A 21,336-nucleotide genomic window follows, 5' to 3' on the forward strand; every position below is an offset into this window, starting at 1 on the left:
TTAACAAAATATCCGGGGAAAATCACAAAAACCGGCATCGGCCAACCGGAAAAACAGCAGCAATTGTGAAATTGTGGATTCAAACGGCAGAAAAGCTTTTTCAGTCCTGTCAAAAAACCTGTTTCAAAAACAGTCTTCAACCACTTCAGACGACAGAACAAAACCGGGCACCGAAACAAATCGCCCGGTACCGTCAACAGGCGAGAAAAATAAAACCGGCAGTCTTTTTCCCATTGTAGAATATTTCCACAAGGCTATAAAACAAAAAACGGGGCCAAAGCCCCGTTCATGAAAAAATAGTCCGCAAAAAACCTGCGACAAACAAAACACCATCGTTTCCACCCATGCCCTAATCCAGTTTCACCAGAAACTGCGGCTGCAACGTCACCCAGTCATTTGTCCTTTTTCCATCGGCATATTCACAGATCAGCCTCTCGAAATGATCCTTTTTGCTCGACCCGACCAGATAACGGCGAACCCTGGCCATCCTCCCCGTCGGGGTCATCACGCGACAATTCACCAGAAACCGCTTATCCAGCGGCAAATTTCCGGATGCCTCATCCACATCCTGACTGTCATCCGCCACCGGCTCCACAAGATCTTCAATCGGCTCCACCGTCACGAGAACCCGCGCATCACCATCGGGCACAGCCCTTTCCCCCTCGATACGGCGGATCAGATTGTCATTTTCGTAAACAATCCCTTCCATCGCATCGAACAGCACCTTCTGGGCATTATCCAGATCCATACACTGCACCGAATCGTCCCATCTCGCCGGATTCATCCTCTGACGTCTTACCCAGTCAAGCGGACGTTTCGGGTACAACACATACGAAACCGCGACCCGTCCGGGAAAAGGGCAAAGAACCCCCGCTTCCCGGGCCGCCCTCCTGACCCGATTCTGATACGCCCTGGCCTCCGGAGAAACAGTCGTAACCGGCGCAGCGCATCCGCGGGGTAAATAAGTACGCCAGTAACGATTGGCCGAAATCGGGTACGGCAGCGTCAACTCAATCATCTCAACTCCTGAATACGGAACAGCCACTCATCCATGCCTTCACGACGGAAACGTACTGCAGCCGGACCGATGGCAGGCGTCAAAGCCCGATGATGCTCACTCTCAGCCTTGCGGCGTTTGCGGATAGCGGTAACCCGCACCCTCACCGGCTTCGGTTCATCCCGTTCAAAACCGACACCCCAGATACGCACCATCGTCGTATCCAGAACACGCCACCCCGCAACACGCACACCACGCCCCTCGATCACCATCTCGTTGATACGATTGCGAATCGTATCGTTTGACAGTCCCAGCTCGGAAGCCAGATCGGAAATCGTCATCTGGCAACGTGCGAGAGCGGCTTCGATCCTGTCCTTTTGTTCATGAATCAAACGGGAACATTTTCCCGTCTTGGCCAATTGCGACTGTCTGGTCTCATTACCGGCCAAAAACACTCCATTCCTGTCCGATCCCCGATTCCTCATCATTCATCCTCCCACTCTTTAACGGCTTGCACCGACTGTTTTAATTTTGATAATTCAAAAAAAACTGTTTCAAATTCAATCCACTTCAAAACACTTTTCAGATAAAATCCGGTATAATCTCAAGTACCTGCGTATTACAGGCCCATTCGTTATAAAAAATTCTCCCTAGGGAAAACTCACAAAAAAAACGCAACACCAATTAAAAAAACAAAAACACGTCACTCAATACACTTTTTAACCTTGCCAGCGCAAAACAGGCAACCCGCACTTTTCGCACGTGAGATAAAAAAACACGTGCCCTTTGTAGCGTCCCTGCCAACGTCTGAAATGGCAATCATGCCGTCATGACTGTTACGCTTGATGTATTTCACACCGGGCCTTCATAAAACGAGCCTTGCCCTTCATAAACATCCGTCATTCATCCCCAACATCCCTTTCCACCGTTCCCATCGTCAGACGTTTCAGCCGTGCCAGGTGCTTTTTTGCCGTTACCGCATCCGTCAAAGACTGTCCCGGCGGAACCAGTTTCAAAGATGCCTTCGGCACCGGAGGCAAAACGGCTTCCATATCCCGTTTTTCCAGCCAGAGCCGGCTCCAGCGATTCTTTGCCAGTTGCCAGGACATAGATCGCAAATCAAAAAAACCGAACTCCACAGCCGCCCAGTAAAGGGCCTTGTCCGGCCAGACATCCTCCCCGTATTGACGGCAGGAGATCAGACGCTGCGCAACTACAAACGCCTTTTCAGGATCGGGAGGCGGACGGCACAGTCCCAAAAACTCGGGCAAACTGGGGGGCCACGGCTTGAAACGGCATTGATCCAGACCAAAGCGGACTTCCCTGAGCGTCAAACCCGACAAGGCTTTCGCCCAGAGCGACTTCACATAAGCAATATCCGTTCCCCGCCACATATCGGCAAAACGACCCCCGTAAAGTGCCTCGAATTCCGAAAAAAGCGCCTCGATCCCGGCAACCGATACCGTCTTGCCTGATTTCCCGTTATTTATCCCCATCGCATTTCCTTTTCCCGCAAACCGGCATCGGCCCCTGAAACCCACTCACCATTAAAGAAAAACAGGAAAAATCCGGAACACCCACAAACCGGCCTTTTCATTTTTCACCGTCATCCTCTCCAATCATCGTGACTGCACCATCCAGAGTAAAAGGAACTCCGGAAACAAAAGGCGCAATCCCGTCGGGCTGTCGTCCAGTCAACTCGTTCAATGCTTTCGTGCGTTGTTCGTGAACACAAACCCGTCCATGAGCACGCGCACCCCGTACTTCAATCGAATTGGCATCTCTCGCCCAGCGTTCGACAATCTTCACCACATAAGCCATTCCGATCCTTTCATAAGGCCTGGCCCTTCTCGCTTCAGAACACGCCGCCACAACCGTATCTACATCCACTCCCTGCCTTGCCAGCTCCATCAGACGAGGATCTCCCGGAGCCGCCACAATTCCCGCCTCACGCATTGCCTTTGCAAGAGAAACGCAATCCTTCTTCGTTTTACCGGAAGCGTCCTCGCCTGTTTGCGCAACATCCGCCCCCGGCCCGTCTTTGACACCACCTGAAAAATCCTTGCCGGAAAAACCATCCGTTTCATCGAAAGCCATATCGGCGTGCCTGTCGTCAGAAAAAAGAGCCGGTCCGTCATCACTTGGGTTTTCATCTTCGTCACAAAGAGCAGCTCCGCAAAAATCCGCTTGATCCCCTTCCGGAAACGATGTTGCCGGATTGCCGCACCCCTTTTCATTCTGGTTATGGTTATGGTTATGGTTATGGCTATGGATAGGTTCACGAGACGAACCACTCTCCACACCCCCTTCCGGTTCAACCGGATGTGGTCCATCCGTAGCACGGTTCGTGCACGAAAATGGTTGCAACGCTGAAACGATATGCGTATTATTCACTCTGCACACTTCAAACACTTTGTCAGATTCATGGACAGGATCAAAGAAAGCCCCCTTTCCGACCAGCTCTTCCATTCCGGTTTTGATGCATGGAGAATGAGCCGGTATTTCTTCCAGTTTTTGACGTTTTCTTTTTTCCCGTTCAAGTGCAATCTGCCGGTTGATTTCCGCCTGTTTAAGAGCCTTTCCAATTTCAAGAGCTGCCCGGGCGTTGGTCAAACCGGTCGAAGTGGTTTCCCAGAACTGTGCACAAACAAAATCGATCGCCTTGCGTTCAATGGGAGTTGCCGCCCGAAGCAGCCTGTAAAGGGCTTTTTTATCGGCTGGCAAAGGTTTTCCCGTTGCATAAAATGCATCCAGCATCAACCGGTACGCACCATGCTCGGCCAAACTCAAATGTCCCGTATCGCGCTGGTAATCGCCGATATAATGCTTGTAAAAATTCATGGTGTCCTCCTGTGTCTGTTGTGCCTTTTCATATTGTCAGGACAGTTCATCCATTCGGAAATGGCTGCCTGGACAAACCGTTTTCCTGAAACAGGCAAATTGAAACCTCCAACAGACCGGAAAAGACTTTTTTTGAAAAAAACAGAAAAATTCATTATTCGATTCTTGAAAAAAACAGGGTGTCATTCAATGAGGCCCCCCAAAAAGACAGAGGCAGATGATCCAATAGCGCTACTATTTGATTTTTCTCAACCTTCATATGGTTGTTTGATCGTTTAATTTTTCGAAAAGCAATATATGAAATATAAAAACAAAAGATGAAAAAACACGATTAATTATTGTTTTTTATAACTTTATTAATAAAATAGTTTTGTAAATCCAGGTACGTCACAGACCATAAAAGTTGTATAAATGTGATATCTGCTATAATAGACCATATAAGGCCTCGCATCAAGCCAGACAAGGTCTGTTTCCAGGCTTCAAATAATGGGACATAACACGCTTTATGAAGAGAAAATCCAAGGAAATCGTTGCTGAACGACTTGACCAGCTCATGAAACAAACGCCACATCTGGGAACCCAGATGAAGCTGGCCAACAAAACAGGAATAGGCCAGACCACCATCGGCCGGATTCGCCGTGGCGAAGTCAATGCAACAGCAGAAAACCTCCGTGCCATTGCAGACGCGTTCGACGTGCCCGTGGGTTATCTCTACGGTGAAGAAACCGTTCATGGCATCCGTGTCGACATGGATATCAGGCAACCCTCGCCTGCCCCCAAAAGAACGATGGGCACGACTCGCGGCTATTTTGGGCCTCCTCCCGACAAAATCGGACAGCTCCCGCTCATCTCATGGGTTCAGGCAGGTAATTGGACGGAAGCGATCGACAATTTTGCGCCGGGCGATGCCGAAGAATGGATTCCCTGCCCTTTCAAGCACAGCCAGCATGCCTTCGTATTGAAAGTCGTCGGAAAAAGCATGTACAACCCCGGTAATGACAAATCGTTCAACGACGGCGATTACATTGCCGTCGACCCCTGTCGTGAAGCCCGGAACGGAAGCATGGTCGTCGTTCGCCTCGATGATGACCATACGGCAACATTCAAACAACTCCTCGTTGAACCGAACGGTGAAAGAATGCTCATGGCATTGAATCCGTCCTGGCCCAACAGGATCATCCATATCCATGCCAGCGCCACCATATGCGGAGTCGTCATCGGAAAATGGACGGCAGAAGACTGATGTTGCAAAAAAGGCAAATCGCCATTTGCCGGAAACAGCCAGACAAGCATTGTTGTTTTTACATCTGTCAATAACAGGTTTTATTCCGGTCTTCCCGGAAAAAAACCTGTTTATCCGGGCTTTACACCTCTTCATCCGGCAAGTATTTTCATCAGAAAAATCCTGTCCCTGTTTTCAGGCATCCGCCGAAAATCCATTCGATCCCATTTCCTGAAAGCATAAAAATCCGATAATGGACTGATTGGAAACCACAATCGACTATATTTCCAAAAATCAACATTTTATGGTTTAAGCACCTGTTTTTTAAATAAAAAAATTTATACTGAAAGATTATTGCGCTAATCTGCCGGACTGATGTACATTAACAATACGGCGATCGTAACGCCTCGTAACCACCCTTCAGGCTTCGTCTCAAGCGGTGTATTCAACGAATGGAAAGAGGGGAAAAATTCCTGTTCATTCCATTCATTGGCCCTTTCAGACAAAACCTGTTTCGAACTGAAAAATCACTTTCGCGACCTATCGTATAAACTTTCAGTCGATCAACATAAACCAGTCCATACCACATGGCGAACACCAGAAAAGCCATCCTGTGTTTTCTTTTCCGAAGTGAAATCGGCAAAACCGTTAAAAGAAATGAACCCCGTTTAAAAACAGCATTACTGACAAAAAAAACGATATAAAAATCCACTTCACCAACCTGCACAAAACAGAACAAAAGCCACAAAAAGGCAGCTTTTTGGTCATTCGCTTTCCATTTCGGTCTTTCACGGCAAATCCTGTCGGCAATCAATCTGAAAGTGGAATCAAACCCCGCCATCCCGCTCTAATGAAAACCTCACGTTTGCAAACTTGCAATAAGCTAAAAGGCACGGTACATTACAGGCCAAGGTGCTCGTAATCACCTGTAACCAAACTTGAGGCAACTCAAGTGTTTCTGTTCGTCTGTCAGACGGGCGGAAGTACGGCTAAATAAAACACTCCCTTGTGGAGGAATAAGCCTGCCGGTTGGTTACGACGGTTACGAGCTCCCGCCCGACCCCGCTTTTGGGTCACTATGAACGGGAGCTTTACATGACCAGCCATGATTCCAATCCCCCGAAAACAGTCGTCAATATCGATAAACTCGCCATCGTCAACGATGCCCGAAAAATCGTCGAAGTCGTATTGAATCTGGCCATAGAAGCCAACAGGGGCTTATCCGCAGAAGAATGCGAAGTTCTTGCCGCCGTCACCCGTCTTATCGACGAAAGTGCAGACGCCTGTCTTGAACACATGTATGAAAGCGCCCGTTCAGATCCTCCTGACAAAACTTCATCGACGGAATAAAAACATGAAAAAATGGGACATACTGATACGACACAAACCTTACATCACCGACCTTGGAAAGAACTGCACAATGGAATTTCACATGATTCACGCCGTAGTCGGCCGTTACATTGTCTGGTTACCCATGGCGGGCGTTGACCGGCACTTCATCGCTGAAGAAGGAAACGACCTTGAAGAACTCATGAAAAAATACGACATTCCATTTGAACGTATCCAGCGACTCGGCCCCTTTATGGAAGAAGAAACGGAAAACGACCAGTAAAAACAGACCTCTCCTTTTTCCGGTTATACCATCCAGGTATTCGTCCCCACCGGAACCTCCCTTCAAATCGGAATATTTCCGACACCGCTATAAAAATATCCACCTCATCCATTGAAATGTGACTGATTAGTTTTTGTTAAACAGTTGTTCAAGTATTTAATAATAAACAAAAAAAATCCGGCAAAGATTCCCTGAAAAAAACCGGCATCCCGTTTTTCAGCTATTATCGGATGAACCGGCATACCCGCAGGCATACCATCCAATCTGCCCCGTCATAAACCCCGGGTCGACCGCAGAAAAAGACGTGGTTGTTTTACTCCTTACACAAACAAGGTCAGATACCCGGGAGGTATTTGTCGTTATGACACTTGTGACGCCAGTATTCGTCCATTGCTTCATCGCGACATAATCGGTACTGTCAAAAGGCAGCAAGAGTGAAATCGTTCCCATCGGGCTGATCCCACCCTGTTCCACCCAGCCATCCGACCATTTCCGGTACCAGCCACAATCACTACGATGCGCATCACAAACATATCGGAGGCGGACGTCATTGACTGTCTTGTCCAGCTTGTTATCGACTGCCTGTGACAGGCGATGAACATCCCTGGCCAGCCCGGCCACATCGACAAGGCCCGGATTGCTTGCCGCATCAAAAGCCTTGATGCAGGCAAGCAAGGTCAGGGCTGCTGGCTGTACGGTGTCAGATGCGCCGTAGATGAGGTTTGATTTTGAAGCGTCAAAACCGATTTCTTCATAATTCGGGGCTGAATTGTCACTGCTGCCGCCACCTATATTACCGATTCCATAAAACGCCCCACCCGGTATTTCTCCTGCAGCCGCCTTTGCCCTGAATTTGCCTGTGATATTCGGCAAACCTGCCTGAACCCTCTGCCCCGGTCTCGCACTTCCCTGCGGGAACCTTCCGATCAGATCAGGCAAATTAAACGTCGTTTCCCCATTCCCTTCACCGAAAACCGTCCCGATAGCGGCAAACAAATCCGGATAGGTTTCCCTCCCCACTTCCGCCCCATCCGCCTTCAGATACCCTGACGGAAGCGCTGCCATCGCAAAATAGTCGATTGATCCGATTGGCCTTCCCCTTTTGGCAATCTCCACCTCAAGCGCTGCCAGTTCCTCCCTGTCCGCCTTGGCAGACAGGGCCACCTGAACCTCTGTCCTGTCAGCCTTATCCAGTAATACTTCCTGCATATCTGCATGACTGGCCAAAACAGACAAATCAATCCCCATCGTCTTTCGCGCCTTATCCCTGTCCGAACTATCCTCCCCGAACAACTCCGCCAGAAAATCGCGCAAGCTGCCCAGTGCGAGCTTCATCTCACCCGTCGTGGTCCGCGGCGTTTTCGTCCCCGACAACACATCCTTTTCCGGTAATCTCGTCATCGTCTTCCCCATAAAAAAACCCCGCCCGGAAGCAGGGTTTGAATCAATCGGCTTTTTTCGGGCGCACTTCGCCCGACAGCTGTATTTTATCAAGCATTTTTTCTTCGGTCAGCCTGTGCAACACATTGATTGCAAAAAATAATCCGTCTTTAAAAACTGGCAAAAAAACAGAGAAAACAGCCTTGCAGCCCTTTAAATATCCTATTTTCGGATAAAACAACATTTTCGAAAATTTGCAAAATGTTGATAAAGTGCAAACACTTTTTCAGGGTGACCACTATTCTTGACTTATGGAAAGAAACGGAACCGCTTCAAACAAAAGCCTATCTAACATAAGCCTGACCCGCTCCGTATTCAATGACCGTTTTTTTAACATACAGGAATAAAGGTGCAGCCATGTCTCCTCACCGAACCAGCCTGATCAGCTTTCTATTGATTGCCTTCCTCCTCATTGCAGGAAAACCGGCATACGCCAATGAACCCGTTGGAAAACGCCTCTCGGCCGGTGCCACCCAAAGCCTTTACGTCGATCCTGAAGGGCAGCTCTGGGCATGGGGCAATGTCACCAACGGCAAAAAGAAAAGCGTCAAACCCGTCAAAATCATGGACAACGCCAAAAGCGTATCGGCCTCCACTGGCGTCAGTTACTCATACGCCGTCAAAAAAGACGGCACGGCCTGGGCATGGGGAGACAACACCTTCGGCCAGATCATGCCGAACACCAATTCCTCGACCGCCTACATCTCCAGACCCGTCAAAGTCATGGATAACGTCCGCATCATCGAATCCGGCAACGCCACCGTCTTCGCCATCAAAAACGACAACACCCTGTGGGGTTGGGGCGCACCCGGCCGCAGGCGTGGCGACATCATACATGCCAACTCGTCCGTCCCGTCCAAAGTACTCGACAACGTCGCCATGGCCAGCACCTCCATCTCGCACACCATCGCCGTCGATGAAGACAACGTCTTCTGGGGCTGGGGCGACAACCGGTGTCCTTCATACCCGGAAAAACGGCATCTCCCGCTGAAAGTCAACCTCGACGCCCTGGGGGGCCGCAAAATCACCAGCATATCCAATACCATGGGCCAGACCTTCGCCGTCACCTCCGACGGACTGCTCTGGCAATGGGGAGCCGACCGCAGGACACACCGCACATGCCTGACCGACAACATGATCCGTCCCGTCCACATGCAAGGCATCGACCACGTCAAAGCCATCGCCCCGGGCAAGGATTATCTCCTGATCCTCAAAAAAGACGGTACTGTCTGGAGCTGGAACTGGGCGAAAAGTCCGCTCAGGCACATCCCGAAATACCGGCAGATCCCCCTGACCGGCATCATCGAAATCGCGGCTGGCGACCACCACTTCCTTGCCCTGAAAAAAGACGGCACCGTCTGGGCAGCCGGAGCCAACCAGTATGGCCAGCTCGGCAACGGCAGCACGAAATACAGCGATGTCCCCGTCAAGGTCGAACTGCCGCAGCAAATGATCTGGCACCAGACGGCAATGGACCTCTTCGCCGAATATGCCAGCGTCATGATCGACTGAAACCGGCCATCCGACCCGGAAAATTGTCCTCATGGCAAAGCCGTAACAAAAAACGGGTGAAAAACATTTCTCACCCGTTTTGAAATACCCCCCAAGCGGCTTTCCATCCTCACAAGGTTTTCAAAAACAAAAGCGAATCCCGGTCCGGAAACACATAATCGATCGGCAATTCATCCCGGGTAATCTCAACAAACCCCATCTTGCGATAAAACGCATGCGAACGTGTCGCCACCCCCGGCGTATCCAGCACAAGCGACTCAAGACCGTTTTCAGCCGCACAATCCATCAGACGGGCAAACAAGCCGACAGACACCCCATATTCCTTCCCCCTGAACGATTTCGCCACAAAAAACTTCTTCATTACCCCACAGGCCTTTTCCCTCACCTGCAAGCCAAGCGTACCAATCACCCGGTTTTCACCGTCGATCGCCACCCAGAAACCACCGCCAGTGGCACCGTAATGGGTATCGATATCTTCCAGATCCGGCTGGTCAGCCAGCGTCAACCCCACCTTCGCCTCATCATTTTCAATCGACAAAACCAGCGCAATCACCTGATCCCGGTACACATTCTCATAAGAAACGATCTTCAAAAAACCTCCGCCCTTCAAAGTTCCTTCATCCTTTTCCATCAACCACATCCCGTCTGCAGAACAAACCGGACACACTGCTCCTTCCATCATATCCTGCTGAGTCCTGTTTACAAACAAACGAACTCACCTTACCATCAAACCATGCCATCACACAGCCAGTCTGGCGTTCCACACCAACAGGCACAAACTCCCCTCCCGTACTGAAAAAAAGAAAACATAACAAAAGCAAAATGGAACCACTCGAAAAACAGCTCGAATTCATCAAAGAAGCCGAAGGCCTGAAATCCGTCGTGCGCGAAGCATGGGCGTCAACCGGACGCCGGGAAAGCACGGCCGAACATTCATGGCGACTGGCCCTTTTGGCCGGACTCCTTGCGCCCTCATTCAACGTCGATATCGGCAAAACCCTCATGATGTGTCTCATCCACGATCTGGGAGAACTCTACATCGGCGACATATCAGCCGCCGCCCTTCCTGACGAAACCGGAAAACATCTCGCCGAGGAACGCGACGTCAAACACGTCCTGTCCCTGTTGCCAACCGAACAGAAAGAAACACTTTTCGCACTCTGGCAGGAATACAATGACAATACCAGCCCTGAAGCCCGGCTCGTCAAGGCGCTGGACAAAGCCGAAACCATCATCCAGCACAATCAGGGAAAAAATCCCCCGGACTTCGACTACGAATTCAATCTCGAGTATGGAAAGCCCTACTTCACCGGCCATCCCCTCCTGCGACAACTGCGCGACATACTCGACACGGAAACCGCCAGCCATGTCCGGGAAAAGACAGGTGCTCACGGAAAACAAGTAGAACCGTGATCAGACTCAGGCGAAAACAAAACAAACAATCTTGAGACAGCAAGCGGTACAAAATCCGGGAAAACGATATGTTCAACATCGTGATCCCATCGGCCTTCCCCGTCAGGCCGAATCCGCACAGCAAAACCAGCCGATTTCAAAAACCGGTTTCATCAGAGACAAACATCAAAACAAACACCTGTCTTCCCCATTCACATCCCGGATAAACAGGCCGTCCATACCGTAAAAAAGGAACTGACCGATCCCACAAAAAAGCCCTCTGAAAAGAGGGCATTGAAACAGGACAAACTTTTATATCAAAAAACCATCAGTAAGCCAATGACCTAAAACGCATAATTCACCATCACCCGTCCGGCAACCCCTTCCCGCTGCCCGACAACCCCCTTCACTGCCGCGTCCACCGTCCAGCCACTGGTTTTCCCCGGCTTGAACTGAATGCCGATTTCACCCACACCGGAGTCCCCCTTCATCGACAGCTCCTCCAGATTCAGGCCATAAACCGTTCCCTTTGCCGTGCCGGAAAACTCATGCTCCCATGCCAGTCCGACATACGGCGTAAACTGCTTGTTCCCGGTAAAATTCAGCCGGGCGCCCAATTTCGTGCGATGACTGTCGATATCGTCGAAATGATACGGATCGTCCGCCACACTCGCGTCATATCCTTTCAGACGCGTCCACTGATACGCGGCAGACACATCCAGACTCATCCTGCCACCCAAAGCCGTCACATAACCCGCCCCGACACCGGCCCCAACATACGTCGCCGTCGCATCGTAAGCTCCGCGCTTGCCTTCAGCACTATATAAATTGCTTTTGAAATCCGTATTCACACGCCCGAGCTTCGCATTCACCTGCCCGTAAGCGCCCTTTAAAAACCCTTCATTCTGCTGATATTTCGCCATCAGGCCAAAGCCATAATAATGCGACTTGCCATCCCCTTTGGCCTCACGCGTACGGTCGTCGATACTGCCCCAGCCCGCTTCCACATACGCACTGCCGATCACATCATGATCTTTCGAGCCATCCAGTTTTGCCGCCACACCCAGCAAAACGCTCTGGCCGCTGGCAGAAGAACTGCTTGTACTCCCCGTATCGTAGCGGAAATCCCCGGCCGACATCGCCCCATAAAAACCCGCACCCCGGCTTGACGACACCTCCATCGCCCGGTCCAGTCCGTCACCCAGCGCAAAATCCGTGCCCTGATTCAAAAACCCCATCGTCGCCATCCGGCCCGTCGAAAACACACTCGTCGACTGTTTGACCGCCACCACATCCTTCACCACCGCCGACATATTGCCGGAATCATCCAGATTCAAATCGATCCTGTATTCGAGCGAAACCCCCTGAACCCCGCTGATCTCCTTCTGCTTCGCCCCCGTCATATCGATACCGGCGTCATTGCTGATCAGCGTCACACCGCTGCCGATATCCAGAACAGGCGCGCCCGCTGCCACCGCAATACTGATATTGCTGTTGGACAGATCCGTCCTGTTATTGTCCAGCAAGGTCAAAAGCGCTTGCCCACCCGCGCTTCTCATTCGCATCATCGACGGCGTCACGATAAACTGGAAATTCTCGAAATCCGCCACATTCTGCGCAACCTGTCCGGACGTCCATATCTGCAAGGTATTGCCCGTCTTCACATCCACACCCGAATCCGGTGCATCCGTGAAACCGCCATACAGGAAAGCATCCCTGATATCCGCATTACCCTTGATCACCACCGTATTGCCCGTTGCGTTGCCCTTGCCTTTAACGGCATAGCCTCCGACAATCTTGCCCGTCACCTTCCCATCCGTCACCGTGACCGTATTGCCCGTCGCACTGCCATCGAACGACCTTCCGCCCGTCACGTCGCCCGATACCAGCACCCCCGTCAGATCGACCGCATTGCCTGTGGCATTTCCCGAAAAAGCCGACCCGCCATAAACATGGGAAACCGAGCCTTCCGTCATCGTGACCTTATTTCCCGAAACAAGTGACGTGCCTTTCTCATCCAGACCGCCATAAAGCAGGCTGACCGTGCTTTTATCGGCAATCACACTGTTATTTGAAACGCTCGCACCGGCCAGAGAACCAAAACCATACCCTCCGGAAACCGTACCCGCCATGGCCGTCACCTGATCCAGCGTCACCGTATTGCCCGTCACAACCCCTGCTGCAACCGCACCGGAAACGTCACCGCCCACCGTTTTGCCGCGAACCGACACGGAATTGCCGGTAGCATTCCCGGAAACCGACACACCGCCCGCAACAGCCCCCGTCACATCCGTGTCAACCAGATCAATCCTGTTGCCCGACACCGTTTTCGAACCGGTCGTGAAACCGCCATAAACATCCCCTGCGACCGTACTGCCGGAAATCCCGACCATATTGCCGTCCACACTGCCGGAAACTGATTGTCCGCCCGTCACACTTCCCGCCATTTTCGTGCCATCGGCAATTACCCGGTTCCCAGACACCGTGCCCGCCCCTTCTCCCCTGCCGCCGACAACCTCCTTGCCGACCGAGCCGCCTGACACGATAACCTGATTATTCAATACATTCCCGCCGGAAGAAATACCGCCGAAAGCAATCCCCTTGGACACCGTATTGACCAGCGTCACCGAATTGCCTGATACCGAACCGGACCCGTCACCATAACCGGCATAAATCTCGTCACCAACCGTACTGCCGCTTACCAGTACATGATTATTCGACACATTACCATTACCGAGCGAAGCGCCACCCATCAGGTCGGTTCCCACCGAACTGTTCTCAATCGTCACCCGATTGTCCCGCGCATCCCCACCCGTACTGAAACCGCCCAGAACCGAAAGCCAGACATCCACGCCATTTTTGAGCGACACCGAATTGCCGACCGCACTGCCGTTACCTTCCGTATCCGCGCCATAAACCGTGCCGACATGAATGGCGCCGTCAATAAACACCTGATTTGCCCTTGCGTCCGTATCCCCGCTAATGCCACCCATGACATACTGGCTGACACCAGCCTTCGCATACACCGTATTGTTTTCGACGGTTTTGTCCGTCGACATACCCCCGAACATGCTGCCGTCCACCTTTCCGATATTCGTTACCGTATTGCCCGACGCAGCATCGGGGAAAAGCGCGCTGCCCGCCATCAGCGGATTGGAACGCAAGGGACCGGATTCATAGACAATATTTTCGGCATGAGCAACAGGCGACACCATAATGGACAACATCAGCGCCGCAACAATCGCATTCGGGCGGAAGAGAATGGAATCCTTGCCGGATTCCGGCGAAACAGAGTGAGACATTTTTTGGGGTATAGGCTTGAAGGAATCCATGATATTCCTCCTGAAAAACCGTTAACAAGCTGTTTAAATATGTTTATTTTACTCCAATTAGTTTCCTTAAAGAAACATTTTCCCATTGAGTGACAGAAAAAATTGTAACAAGGATATTTTTAAACCCCGACATAAAAAACCGGCTACCTGAAAAAAACAAAACCGCCCAATAAATTCATTAAAAAACAAATACCTGAAAAGAAAAAATCCCCAGAAAAATGCTATGAAATTGCAATGAAAACGATCCTCGGGACGAACACCAGAACCAGGCGAACCGCAGGCAAACATCATCTGCCTGACACTTCCCATCCCGACACGATCACCTTTTTAATAAACAGGCTGACCGAAGAAAAACAGCCTGTTACCATCTTTACCGGCGCGCCAACAATTCGCTGTACTGGATTAACTGACCACTTCCCTTCACGGAAAGTGACGGGAGCTTATTGGGAGATATCATGAATACACCAACACAAGGCAAAACCGGCGCAACAGTCCCGCAAAACGACTTCAAACCCTTCGCCACGAATAGAGATGCCAACATCATCGGACAGGCCGAATACGAAACACTCGCCGCATTGGGCAACGGCTTTGCAAAAGGACTGGCAAAATCGTCCGAACTGAACAAGGTCATGCGGCAAAGCTCGTCCATCACAGCCGCCCTCGCGCGGTTTGCCGCCGCCAAAACCGGAGAAGCCCTCCTTGACAACGGCGACATCGACAGCCTCTGCCGGCAAATCGAAACCGCGATCGGTTCGGTTTCGTCCCTGTTGATCGCCGAAGCACAAGGATCGGCAGACGCATTGACCGCGCACTTCACTCCAGAAGTTAAAGAACTGGAAAACGGCCTTACGGTACACGTGCGTGCCAGGGAAAAAAATACGGGAACCAGCCCGAGCTTCAATGCCGATGAAACCGGAGCGAAACCCGTCGTCAAGGGCAACAACCTGCCGCTGGCAATCGGTGACATCGCCGGAGCGGGACACTGGCTTGAAATGCAATACGATGAAGCACTGGACAAATGGGTGCTTCAAAACCCGGCCAAAGGCATCACGCCGCAAAGTGGAGTACCAATCGGAACCATCGAATACTTCGCCATGCCAACCCCACCGGCTGGTTACCTGAAAGCAGACGGCGCGGCCGTGGGACGACAAACGTATCCGGAACTGTTTGAAACAATCGGGACGACCTTCGGGGAAGGCGATGGATCGACCACGTTCAACCTGCCTGACCTGATCGACCGGTTTGCGCAAGGGAGCAAGACGCCGGGGCAGAAGATCGAGGCGGGGCTGCCAACTTTTCAGGCGAAATTGGTATCAAGACCGTTTGGCGATAGTGTAAATCCCGGAAGTATATGGGGTATCGGAAATGCTGCTGTAACGAAATTGGCAAGTGGCAGTATTATTTTGAATGCCGGTGTTGGAAGTCAGACATCCAACGGCGATGTAACGACAATAGATGCATCACGTTCAAATCCCATCTACGGCGCATCCAATACTGTCCAGCCGCCTGCCTTGACCCTGCTGCCCTGCATCAAGGCCTTCGATGCCGCGACGAACCCCGGCCTGATCGACATCACCGAGCTGGCCAATGAGGTCGCAACCCACAAACATGTCACCGAAACGTTCAACGACGGTACGAACTGGTACCGGAAATGGTCGGATGGCTGGGTGGAACAGGGAGGAACCACATCCGGAAACAATACCCCGCAAATTAACCTGCTCGTTCCCATGCAGGATGCCAATTACTTTGTAACACGATCCATCATATCCGGCTATGACAGCAACGTTACCTCTGCAAAGACATGGACAGCCGTCACTACCGTAACGGCCACACAAATCGGCTGGTTCAGTGACGCTGCAAACCAGCAATCGAACAGATGGTATGTATCCGGATGGGCAGCATCGGCATAATCAGGAAAGCCACCATAAAGATGTGAAAAAAGCGCACCATACAGGTGCGCTCTTACTGTTCAATCCCTTCTTCTGCCTCTTGAATCAAAGACAGATCACATTCCACCTGACATATCGTTCAAACCATAAAAAAGCCGTTCAAATGAACGGCTTTTTCAATCAAGCTTCAAAATACCCCTCAAGGCATAACCGGCTTCTCCGCCGAAAACCGCAATCGCACATAATCGGCAACCCATGTCCCGTCCGCCTGCATCAACTTCGGCTTGCAGTGTTCGATCACGTCATTGACAAAGTCTTCCCGGTTTTCCGCATCAAACGAGGCCAGAAAATCCTTCGCAAACGTCGAGACCCAGCCCCCCACGTCCCCCGGCAAAGGCGTCGGCCGCTCAAACAGTTCAATCGATTCCACGACAAAACCAGCACCTTCCAGCAACTTCTTCGTTTCAGGAACATCCAGAAAATGCCAGGGCTTCGGCAAGGCATACCCATCCAGACCCCGGCGGCCAAACGCATATTCAATCCCTTCCCGGATGGCCTTCACATTCCCCTTGCCGCCACATTCCACCACAAAACGGCCGCCCGCTTTCAGCGCCCGGAAAACCCCCGCCATCACCTTGTCAAGATGCACCATCCAGTGCAGGGCCGCATTCGAAAAAACCGCATCGAACTCCGACTCGAACGTCAGCGCCTCGGCGTTCATCACACGGGCATCGACCCCGCGCGCTTTTGCCGCCGCCACCAGTTCACGGGAAGAATCCACCCCGACAACCTCACACCCCATCAAAATCATCTGCTGCGCCAGATACCCGTCCCCACAGCCTACATCCAGAATCCGCTCATGAAACTTCGGTGCCAAAAGCCGAAGCACCGGCATCCCCAGCTCGGAAACAAAACGCGCCTCTTTGGCATAAGAATCCGCATCCCACGTCTGCATCAATTTTGAAACCATGCTCACCCCGGTAAAAAGAAAAACCTACACACACGCCTTGCCATTCAAACCGCAAAAATCCCTTCATCAGGATTTGACCGCATGAAACCGCAAGCGGACATAATCCGCAAACCACTTGCCATCCCGGAACAAGGTCGGTCTCGCCAGCTCCATCAACTCATCCAGAAACGCCTCGCGCTCTTTCGGATGCAGGCAGGACAAATAATTATTCGCATACACCGACATCCACTCACTGACCGTCCCCGGCAGCGTTGTCGGCCTCTCGAGCGTTTCCATCGACTTGAGTTTCATCCCATGATTCTCAATCAAACCCGTCAGGCTGTCATGCGTATAAAAAATCCAGGGATGCAGATTCTCGATTTCAATCCCCCGGCGTTCCAGAGCCGTCTGGACAGCCGCAATCACATTTTTGAGATTATTCCTGTCGCCGGTTTCACCGACAAAACGGCCGCCTTTTTTCAGCGCACGCGAGACCCCCTCGATCGCCCGGTTCGCATGGCGCATCCAGTGCAGCGAGGCATTCGAAAAAACCGCGTCGAACTCATCCCTGAACGTCATCGCCTCCGCATTCATCAGCCGTGCATCCACATTGCGCTGCCGTGTTGCCTCGACCGCCTGTGAATTCACGTCAATAGCAACCACCTCGCAGCCCATCTTCACCATCTCTTCGGCCAGCACGCCCAGACCACAGCCCATGTCCAGAATCCGCTCGCCCGGCTTCGGATCCAGAAGCTTCAGCACCGGCTCACCCATGCCCGTCATCAAAGACGCCATCCTGATCTGAATTTCCTGAAAATCCTTTTCCACTTCGCCTGACATATCGCACTCCGTTTTAAAAAATAAGTAACAAAACGGTCACTTGTTGTCCCGGCCCCTTTTGATTATCCCTTCTCGCCGGTTGCAACCGCTCCCAAAATCCGACAGATGCATCCAATTAGTCCTCAAAAACACAGAAAAACCATCTAACTCAACTTTAACACGTGAAAAACGATCTGTTTCAAAATATTGTCCATTTTTACAATTCGTGTATCCTATAGCTTTCCAACACAAGGAGTCCCGTTTAAAAAGCCATGCCCGAGCGACCTGAACCCTGGCAAAATGCCACCAAACCGGCCGTGTCCCTTCTGGACAGACTGGCCGCATTCATCTCCCCTGAACCCGATTCCCGTACCGAACTGCTGGAAATCCTTCACGATGCCCAGGAACGCAAACTGATCGACTCAGAATGCCTGTCCATGATCGAAGGCGTCTTCAAGGTATTCGAATCAGCCGTACGTGACATCATGGTGCCTCGTTCCCAGATGTACGTCATTGACATTACGCGCCCCATCGATGAATGGATCGGCAACGTCATCGAAAATGGTCATTCCCGCTATCCGGCAGTAGAAGGCGAAACGGACGAAGTCATCGGCATCCTCCATGCCAAAGACCTCCTGCACTACCACGAAGAAGGTTTTTCCGTTCGTGAAATCCTGCACCCCGCCGTCTTCATCCCCGAATCCAAACGCTTGAACGTGCTGCTTCGCGACTTCCGTAACAACCACAACCACATGGCCATCGTCATCGACGAATTCGGCAGCATCTCCGGCCTTGTCACCATCGAAGACGTGCTGGAACAAATCGTCGGCGACATCGAAGACGAATTCGACGAAGAAGAAGATGAAGACAAAATCGTTCCCCTGAAAGCCGGAACCAATGGCCCCCGCTGGCGCATTCCGGCCTTAACTGAAATGGAAGACTTCAACAAAACGCTCGGCACCGGACTCGAAGACAACCGCGTCGACACCATCGGCGGCTTCGTCGCCAACCATCTCGGTCGCGTCCCGCACAAGGGCGACACCTTCGACATCGGCGATCTCCACTTCGAAGTCCTGCGGGCTGATGCACGTCAACTTCACACCCTTCTCGTCGAAAAAAACGCAGCGATGCAGGAAAAAAATCCGGTAACGCTGTAAAATACGCACATTGCTTTTCCGGGGTCCTTGAAAATACAGAAAAAGGACCCAATTTGCCGATTAACAGTTACAATCTGTTGACTCCGGTAACGGAAGGCAGGCCATTAAACATTAGCCAAAAATGAGGTATTTATGAAGACTGACAAAGACATCGAAAAAAACGATGCCGACGATACCGGCATCTGCCTGAACTATATCGACAACGAGGCTGACGACCCGACGTTCGAACTGAACACGACCGGCCGCAGCATGAACCACCTTGATGCCCAGTGCGAACCCGATCCGTTCACACCGCCATCAATGGAAGCGGTTGCCTATCAGGACCCGCTCGGAGACGTCGAACTCGGCGACATGGACGACACCGGCATTTGCATGGGTTACATCGATCCCGATATCGACGACCCGACCAGTGAAGTCGATATGAGCGGTAGCGAAGTAAACCGCCTGTACAACTAGACACCGCCGCTCCCCTTGCGGGAACGGATGGACAAAGGGAACCTTTGACGTTCCCGGGGAAAAAATTTTCCCGAAGAAAGGGACACCGACGGCCAATGAAACGATTAAAGCCCTTAATGCTTCCACTAATCGCTGTCATTGCCGGCGCGTGTAACACTTTCGCCTTCGCCCCATACCATTACTGGATCGTCCAGATCCTCGCACTGGCCATACTCGCCAGCCTGGTTATCCGCACCGACAGGGCCAAAACCGCTTTCATCCTCGGCTGGGCCTACGGCTTCGGCAGCCTTGTTTCAGGCATCCACTGGCTTTTCGTCAGCATGCACCAGTACGGTGGCATGAATGCCCCCATGGCCGTGACCGCCGTCGTCCTGCTCTCGCTCTTTCTGGGCATACTGGCCGGTTTTGCCACAGGCCTGACCCGTTTTTTCATGAAAAGATGGAACGCGACAAACACCGTCACCGTCTTCTTCATCTTCCCTGCCTTCTGGGCCATCTTCGAATGGGTACGCGGCTGGATCGTCACCGGACTGCCCTGGGTCGTCACCGGCTACGCCCACACCGACAGCCCACTGGCCGGATACGCCCCCATCGTCGGCGTCTATGGCATCTGTTTTGTCGCCGCCATCGTCGCCGGAGCCATCGCGCTCTTTTTCACCATCGGGCGCGACCACTGGATAAAACTTCTGACCGCATCCATTTTGCCCATTGTCGTCATTCTGGTGGCAGGCCAGTTCCTGCGCCATGTCCAGTGGACAGAACCCGCAGGCCAACCCATACAGGTACGCCTGTTGCAGGGCAACATCCCTCAGGAATTCAAATTCACCCCCGAACAAATCACCACGGCGCTCACCATGTATGCCGACGCCATCACCGGCAAACAGGCTGACCTGATCGTCACCCCCGAAACTGCCGTACCGGTCTACATCCAGCAATTGCCGACCGGTTACCTCGAACACCTTGCGCAGTTCGCCGCCCGCAGCTTCTCACACATCGCTTTAGGCATCCCGCTGGCCGACAGTCCGAAAAACTACACCAACAGCCTCGTCGTTATCTCACCCGACGACCATGGAAAAACAGGGCAATTCGGCTACCGCTACAACAAGCACCACCTCGTTCCCTTCGGTGAATTCGTCCCGACCGGATTTCGCTGGTTCGTCAACATGATGCGCATTCCTCTGGGCGACTTCACCCGTGGCGACCCGCTGCAAAAACCGTTTGCCGTCAAAGACCAGTGGATCATGCCCAACATCTGCTATGAAGACATCTTCGGCGAGGAAATCGTCGACCAGATCCGCAATGAACAGGAAATCGGCAACAGCCAGCCCACCATTTTGCTGAACGTCTCCAACATCGCCTGGTTCGGCAACACCATCGCCCTGCCCCAGCACCTGCAAATCTCGCAAATGCGCTCGCTGGAAACCCGCCGCCCCATGCTGCGCGCCACCAACACCGGCGCCACCGCCGTCATCAACGCCCAGGGCAACATACAGGCTACCCTCACCCCCTACACCCGCAGTGAGCTCGACGTCACCGTACAGGGCTACCATGGCTCGACCCCGTACATCCGCTACGGCAACCTGTTGATCCTCGCCATCGCCGTCCTCTTTCTGGCCATCGGCAAATTCGCGTCCAGACAGCGATAAACATCTCACCAAACCACAGCCGAAAAAAAACCATCCAGGATCCTGGCAATGGCTTTTTAACAGACAAGCCTT

The 21,336-nt window shown here is 52.0% G+C and carries 19 protein-coding genes; 9 read left to right on the forward strand and 10 right to left on the reverse strand.

Annotated elements, in window-relative coordinates; all coding sequences use genetic code 11:
* Positions 1–349 precede the first annotated feature (349 nt).
* The 4 genes from BRW83_RS08080 to BRW83_RS08095 all read right to left on the reverse strand — a co-directional run bounded on the left by BRW83_RS08080 (position 350) and on the right by BRW83_RS08095 (position 3,838).
* Positions 350–1,018, reverse strand: a complete 669-nt coding sequence (locus tag BRW83_RS08080) for a RusA family crossover junction endodeoxyribonuclease (protein ID WP_005880204.1) — start codon at positions 1,016–1,018, stop codon at positions 350–352.
* Positions 1,015–1,485 (reverse strand): hypothetical protein, encoded by a 471-nt coding sequence (locus BRW83_RS08085; RefSeq protein WP_231284469.1) that lies wholly within the window; start codon positions 1,483–1,485, stop codon positions 1,015–1,017. Before BRW83_RS08085 ends, BRW83_RS08080 begins: the two co-directional genes overlap by 4 nt.
* Before the next feature lie 411 nt (positions 1,486–1,896).
* On the reverse strand, positions 1,897–2,493 hold the full coding sequence (locus BRW83_RS08090) for a hypothetical protein (protein ID WP_005880200.1): 597 nt from the start codon (positions 2,491–2,493) through the stop codon (positions 1,897–1,899).
* A 97-nt stretch (positions 2,494–2,590) separates the two neighbouring features.
* Positions 2,591–3,838: a YdaU family protein gene (locus BRW83_RS08095; protein WP_005880197.1), complete on the reverse strand. Its 1,248-nt coding sequence runs from the start codon at positions 3,836–3,838 to the stop codon at positions 2,591–2,593.
* Positions 3,839–4,343: 505 nt separating this feature from the next.
* Here BRW83_RS08095 and BRW83_RS08100 point away from each other — a divergent pair.
* From BRW83_RS08100 to BRW83_RS08120, 3 genes are all read left to right on the forward strand, one after another.
* Entirely contained in the window at positions 4,344–5,081 is a 738-nt protein-coding gene (locus tag BRW83_RS08100) for a LexA family protein (RefSeq protein ID WP_036602748.1), read from the forward strand.
* Between the two features lie 1,074 nt (positions 5,082–6,155).
* Positions 6,156–6,410 carry a hypothetical protein gene (locus BRW83_RS08115; RefSeq protein ID WP_036602743.1) on the forward strand — a complete coding sequence of 85 codons (255 nt, stop codon included), beginning with the start codon at positions 6,156–6,158 and terminating at the stop codon, positions 6,408–6,410.
* A gap of 4 nt (positions 6,411–6,414) precedes the next feature.
* Positions 6,415–6,672 carry a hypothetical protein gene (locus BRW83_RS08120; protein ID WP_036602741.1) on the forward strand — a complete coding sequence of 86 codons (258 nt, stop codon included), beginning with the start codon at positions 6,415–6,417 and terminating at the stop codon, positions 6,670–6,672.
* Positions 6,673–6,888: 216 nt separating this feature from the next.
* Here the strand turns inward: BRW83_RS08120 and BRW83_RS08125 are convergent, their stop codons facing one another.
* The gene (locus BRW83_RS08125; protein WP_145814944.1) at positions 6,889–8,073 is read right to left on the reverse strand and encodes a phage tail protein; all 1,185 of its coding nucleotides are present in this window, start codon (positions 8,071–8,073) and stop codon (positions 6,889–6,891) included.
* A gap of 43 nt (positions 8,074–8,116) precedes the next feature.
* On the reverse strand, positions 8,117–8,296 hold the full coding sequence (locus BRW83_RS08130) for a hypothetical protein (protein ID WP_005880186.1): 180 nt from the start codon (positions 8,294–8,296) through the stop codon (positions 8,117–8,119).
* A 173-nt stretch (positions 8,297–8,469) separates the two neighbouring features.
* Here BRW83_RS08130 and BRW83_RS08135 point away from each other — a divergent pair, with 173 nt between their 5' ends.
* Positions 8,470–9,624 carry an RCC1 domain-containing protein gene (locus tag BRW83_RS08135; RefSeq protein WP_145814943.1) on the forward strand — a complete coding sequence of 385 codons (1,155 nt, stop codon included), beginning with the start codon at positions 8,470–8,472 and terminating at the stop codon, positions 9,622–9,624.
* Positions 9,625–9,733: 109 nt separating this feature from the next.
* On the opposite strand, the gene BRW83_RS08140 is transcribed toward BRW83_RS08135, so the two are convergent.
* Entirely contained in the window at positions 9,734–10,255 is a 522-nt protein-coding gene (locus BRW83_RS08140) for a GNAT family N-acetyltransferase (protein ID WP_050757774.1), read from the reverse strand.
* 191 nt (positions 10,256–10,446) lie between these two features.
* On the opposite strand from BRW83_RS08140, the gene BRW83_RS08145 reads away from it, so the two are divergent.
* Positions 10,447–11,037: an HD domain-containing protein gene (locus BRW83_RS08145; RefSeq protein WP_005880179.1), complete on the forward strand. Its 591-nt coding sequence runs from the start codon at positions 10,447–10,449 to the stop codon at positions 11,035–11,037.
* A gap of 323 nt (positions 11,038–11,360) precedes the next feature.
* Here BRW83_RS08145 and BRW83_RS08155 read toward each other — a convergent pair whose 3' ends face one another.
* On the reverse strand, positions 11,361–14,348 hold the full coding sequence (locus tag BRW83_RS08155; RefSeq protein ID WP_005880177.1) for an autotransporter domain-containing protein: 2,988 nt from the start codon (positions 14,346–14,348) through the stop codon (positions 11,361–11,363).
* Between the two features lie 455 nt (positions 14,349–14,803).
* Between BRW83_RS08155 and BRW83_RS08160 the strand changes: the two genes are divergently transcribed.
* Entirely contained in the window at positions 14,804–16,258 is a 1,455-nt protein-coding gene (locus tag BRW83_RS08160; protein ID WP_050757700.1) for a phage tail protein, read from the forward strand.
* 178 nt (positions 16,259–16,436) lie between these two features.
* On the opposite strand, the gene BRW83_RS08165 is transcribed toward BRW83_RS08160, so the two are convergent.
* Together BRW83_RS08165 and BRW83_RS08170 are read right to left on the reverse strand one after the other, a co-directional pair.
* Entirely contained in the window at positions 16,437–17,207 is a 771-nt protein-coding gene (locus BRW83_RS08165; RefSeq protein ID WP_005880173.1) for a class I SAM-dependent methyltransferase, read from the reverse strand.
* 66 nt (positions 17,208–17,273) lie between these two features.
* Entirely contained in the window at positions 17,274–18,026 is a 753-nt protein-coding gene (locus BRW83_RS08170; RefSeq protein ID WP_005880171.1) for a class I SAM-dependent methyltransferase, read from the reverse strand.
* A 251-nt stretch (positions 18,027–18,277) separates the two neighbouring features.
* On the opposite strand from BRW83_RS08170, the gene BRW83_RS08175 reads away from it, so the two are divergent.
* The 3 genes from BRW83_RS08175 to lnt all read left to right on the forward strand — a co-directional run bounded on the left by BRW83_RS08175 (position 18,278) and on the right by lnt (position 21,264).
* The gene (locus BRW83_RS08175) at positions 18,278–19,162 is read left to right on the forward strand and encodes an HlyC/CorC family transporter (RefSeq protein ID WP_005880168.1); all 885 of its coding nucleotides are present in this window, start codon (positions 18,278–18,280) and stop codon (positions 19,160–19,162) included.
* A gap of 132 nt (positions 19,163–19,294) precedes the next feature.
* Positions 19,295–19,618, forward strand: coding sequence for a hypothetical protein (locus BRW83_RS08180; RefSeq protein ID WP_005880165.1), 324 nt, complete (start codon positions 19,295–19,297; stop codon positions 19,616–19,618).
* 95 nt (positions 19,619–19,713) lie between these two features.
* Positions 19,714–21,264 carry an apolipoprotein N-acyltransferase gene (gene lnt / locus BRW83_RS08185; RefSeq protein ID WP_145814942.1) on the forward strand — a complete coding sequence of 517 codons (1,551 nt, stop codon included), beginning with the start codon at positions 19,714–19,716 and terminating at the stop codon, positions 21,262–21,264.
* The last annotated feature ends 72 nt before the right edge of the window (positions 21,265–21,336 follow it).

The organism is Oxalobacter formigenes (assembly GCF_002127965.1).
GTDB lineage: Bacteria > Pseudomonadota > Gammaproteobacteria > Burkholderiales > Burkholderiaceae_D > Oxalobacter > Oxalobacter formigenes.